Origin of the sequence: Methylocaldum sp. (assembly GCF_039794385.1) — a bacterium.
Lineage (GTDB): Bacteria > Pseudomonadota > Gammaproteobacteria > Methylococcales > Methylococcaceae > Methylocaldum.
Genome location: NZ_JBDIVO010000414.1, coordinates 1 through 3,620, shown reverse-complemented (window position 1 = coordinate 3,620; position 3,620 = coordinate 1). Strand labels below are relative to the sequence as shown.

The following is a 3,620-nucleotide window of genomic DNA, read 5'->3' as shown; positions in this document are numbered from 1 at the left end:
CGTTTCTTCATGCAGGCTGAGCAAAAAATCGGCGCCCGCCGTGCCGCCCCGCAGCAGATCGTCGTTTTCCAGCGAATCGACGCTGACCTGAAATCCCTCGGCCTTGAGCGCGCGGACCGCTTCCTCCAGATGCGGAAACGGCGTCTCCGGCAAACAGCCGACATCGATCACGTCGGCCCCGTCCTTCCGGTAGTCCCGCGCCTGGCGCAGAATGCCGTCGATGTCCATCCGGGGCGCGTCGACGATTTCCGCGAAGATGCGGAGTTCGTAACGGCCGATGTCCGGCTTTTTCTTCTTCTTGCCGAAAAACTCCGGCAGATCGTGCAATTCTTCCGGCCCGCGCTCGATGGAAATGCCCATGTCCTTCGACAAGGCTTCCAGATCGCCCCGGCAGCGCCCCGGCACCAGCACCCGGTCGGCCCCGAAGGTGTCCTTGAGCCGCCGCCGAATCATGTCCGCCGTCATCAGCGCCGCCACCGTCAGCCCCAGCTGATGCACGGTATACCCGAACTCCGGCTCCATCTCCTCGAGAGTGCGGCGCAACTGCTTTTCCGCCAGCTTGCCGGTGAGAAACAGGATGTGCTCGGGCATTTAAGGGTGGGGAAGGTGGTGGACGGCGGTGTTAGGGGATTGGACCGCGGGATTATAACAAAGATCGGAATGAGGTCCGTCGAAAGCTCTCGGCACTCCGGAGCGTCGCGACGCTCCGGAAAATGCTCCCGGAGGAGTGAGGCGGGGATGAATTGAAGGTCGATGCCCATGTATGCAGGGCAGACGCGCCGACCCATTGCCTCAATGCCGTTAAGTTAACTCGTCATTCCGGCAGGGATTGCCGGAATCCAGAGCACAGGGAAGTGACAAGCCTCTGCCATCCATGGCTTCTGGACCCCGGCATTCCCTGTCGGGGTGACGTCATTCGCCTTAACTTAACGGCATTGCCCACTGTCTCCCGTGGCTTATTGTTTTCCGCCAGCCTGTTCAGCTTTCGGTTGATAGGCGCACCCTATATTCTCGGCGATGGCGGCCAGCCGCTTGTCTCCGGTCCAAAGTCGGGCGCCGGACAGCGTTGCCGCCGCGAGCAGGCAGGCATCGACGTAACCGATGCCTCGCCCCATCAAGCGATGCCGATCGATGAAGAACAGCACTTCCTCATGGGTCGCTGGTTCGCATTTCGGCAGAGCGGACAGCAACGAGAGGATTTCCTGGCGGTTTTTGAGATTGCCGCAGGCGATTTCCCCAATGACGAAGTCGTGGATCGCCGCTATATCGCGTTCGAGAAGCCCGGCGAGATGGGCGTTGCCGGATCGCAGATGGTCGATCCAGATTGAGGTATCGACCAGAATCACTCAGCGGGCTCTCGGCGTCGGGGAATGTCTTTGAGCTGCGGCTCCGTGCCGCCCAGCCGAATGAGCCGGCGGGCACTTTCCCGTTCGATGAGTGCCCGAAGCGCTTCCTTCAAAAGCGCACCACGATCTTTCAGGCCACTCAGACGTTCGGCTTGGCTGAGGAGTGCATCATCGAGGGTTACGGTTGTTCGCATCGCATCACCACAAACGGAGCATCGAATGATGCAATTATAGATGCGAAGGTTGGTGTCGGTACCCTTTGGATTGTAGATTAGGGTCAGTTCTCATATTCCAGCATGCTGGAATATGAGAACTGACCCTAATCTTCGAGGGCGGGCTGGGCTGACTTGCGATGCCCTGTTGCAGGAGCAGGGCTTCGTAGCGATGGGACAACTCGGTGGGAGGGACCAGCTGGCGGGGATATCCAGATCAGCCTATCTTACGGTACGGGACAATAGACAGAAGGATACACCATGAAAATCGAGGGCGCGTTGTCTGGCGGGAGGATGTTTGGTAAAAGCATCGCGGATGATAAACAGAAACCGCTCAATTATTTGTTAGACCCTCTGAGATCTCAGTTGCTCGCATGCACGTGCGCGCTGGGTAGGAAGCTGAAGGAATGCAATTCATCACCCACGGTCCTGATATTCCGGATGCGCTCTTGCAGGCGCACGAGGAAGGACGTGTGGTGTTTTTCTGCGGTGCAGGTATCTCGTACCCTGCCGGCCTGCCGGGCTTCAAGGGGCTGGTGGAGGAGATCTACCGGCTGAACGGTACCGCGCCTACGGACATCGAGCGCGAGTCCTCAGACCGTGGGCAGTTCGATGCCACGCTCGACCTGCTTGAGAGGCGCCTGCCGGGGCAACGTCTGGCTGTTCGCCGTGCGCTGGCACAGGCACTGAAACCGAAGCTGCGCCGCAAGGGCGCCACTGATACTCAGGCAGCGCTGTTGAGGCTCGGCCGCAGCCGTGAGGGCGCGTTGCGGCTGGTCACTACCAACTTCGACCGCGTCTTTCATGCGGCGGCCAAACGCACGGGCCAAGCCTTCCAGGCCTATGCAGCGCCGATGTTGCCTATCCCGAAGAACAGCCGCTGGAATGGGTTGGTCTACCTGCACGGCCTGCTGCCCGAGAAGGCGGACGACACGGCCCTGAACCGTCTGGTGGTCACCAGTGGCGATTTCGGCCTGGCCTATCTGACCGAACGCTGGGCTGCTCGCTTCGTGAGCGAGCTGTTCCGCAACTACGTGGTCTGCTTCGTGGGCTATAGCATCAACGACCCGGTGCTGCGCTACATGATGGATGCTCTGGCCGCCGACCGGATGCTGGGCGAAGTCACGCCGCAGGCCTGGGCGCTGGCCGATTGCGAGCCAGGGCAGGAGCGTGGCAAGACCATCGAGTGGAAAGCCAAGGGCGTTACACCCATCCTTTACCACGTACACACCGCCAGCAATGGCCATTCAGCGCTGCACCAAACCCTGCACGCTTGGGCGGACATATACCGCGATGGCGCACTAGGCAAAGAGCGCATCGTCGTCAGTCATGCCCTAGCACGGCCTTCGGCGAGCACACAACAGGACGATTTTGTGGGCCGGATGTTGTGGGTCTTGGCGGATAAGTCTGGGCTGCCGGCCAAGCGTTTTGCCGACTTCAACCCTGTCCCATCGCTGGACTGGTTGCTGGAGGCCTTCTCGGACGAGCGCTTTCGTCACCGCGATCTGCCCCGCTTCGACGTGCCGCCGCGCGACGAGACAGACGCCAAACTGCGCTTCAGCCTGATTCGCCGGCCTGCGCCCTATGACCGTGCGCCGCCGATGCTGCTGGCTTCCGGTGGTGTCGTCGGTAGCCAGTGGGACGACGCGATGTTTCATCTGGCCCGCTGGCTCACGCGCCATCTGGATGACCCGAGGCTGATCCTCTGGATTGCGCAACGTGGCGGCCGGATGCACGATCGATGGCTATGGCTGATCGAGCACGAGCTGGATCGTCTGGCCTCGCTGGAGCGTGACGGCAAGACCGCCGAACTGGATGAAATCCGCTCGCAGGCGCCCAAGGCTATTCCTGGCCTCTTGATGCGCACGTTGTGGCGCCTGCTGCTCAGCGGCCGGGTGAAATCATCGTGGCACGACCCCGATCTCTATCGCTGGAAAGATCGGCTGAAGCGGGAGGGGCTGACCACCACGCTGCGCCTGGAGTTGCGCGAGCTGCTCGCACCCCAGGTGGCCTTGAAGAAGCCGTTTCGCTGGGGCGATGAAGAAGAAAGTGCGGACGAACC

Annotated in this window: 4 protein-coding genes; 1 reads left to right on the top strand and 3 read right to left on the bottom strand. The window is 61.1% G+C overall.

Annotated features, from left to right (window positions below; translation table 11 throughout):
* The 3 genes from ABJK70_RS21845 to ABJK70_RS21835 all read right to left on the bottom strand — a co-directional run.
* On the bottom strand, positions 1-591 hold a 591-nt coding region (locus ABJK70_RS21845; protein ID WP_347259122.1), incomplete at its 3' end, for a DUF6513 domain-containing protein.
* A 365-nt stretch (positions 592-956) separates the two neighbouring features.
* Positions 957-1,346 (bottom strand): type II toxin-antitoxin system VapC family toxin, encoded by a 390-nt coding sequence (locus ABJK70_RS21840; RefSeq protein WP_347259121.1) that lies wholly within the window; start codon positions 1,344-1,346, stop codon positions 957-959.
* Positions 1,343-1,540 carry a type II toxin-antitoxin system VapB family antitoxin gene (locus tag ABJK70_RS21835; protein WP_347259120.1) on the bottom strand — a complete coding sequence of 66 codons (198 nt, stop codon included), beginning with the start codon at positions 1,538-1,540 and terminating at the stop codon, positions 1,343-1,345. Before ABJK70_RS21835 ends, ABJK70_RS21840 begins: the two co-directional genes overlap by 4 nt.
* A 425-nt stretch (positions 1,541-1,965) precedes the next feature.
* On the opposite strand from ABJK70_RS21835, the gene ABJK70_RS21830 reads away from it, so the two are divergent.
* The coding region (locus tag ABJK70_RS21830) for an SIR2 family protein (RefSeq protein ID WP_347259119.1) at positions 1,966-3,620 on the top strand (1,655 nt) is incomplete at its 3' end.

Bases quoted from the DNA above. Each gene is read 5' to 3' on its own strand.
- ABJK70_RS21835 (WP_347259120.1), bottom strand. From the start codon at position 1,540: ATGCGAACAACCGTAACCCTCGATGATGCACTCCTCAGCCAAGCCGAA.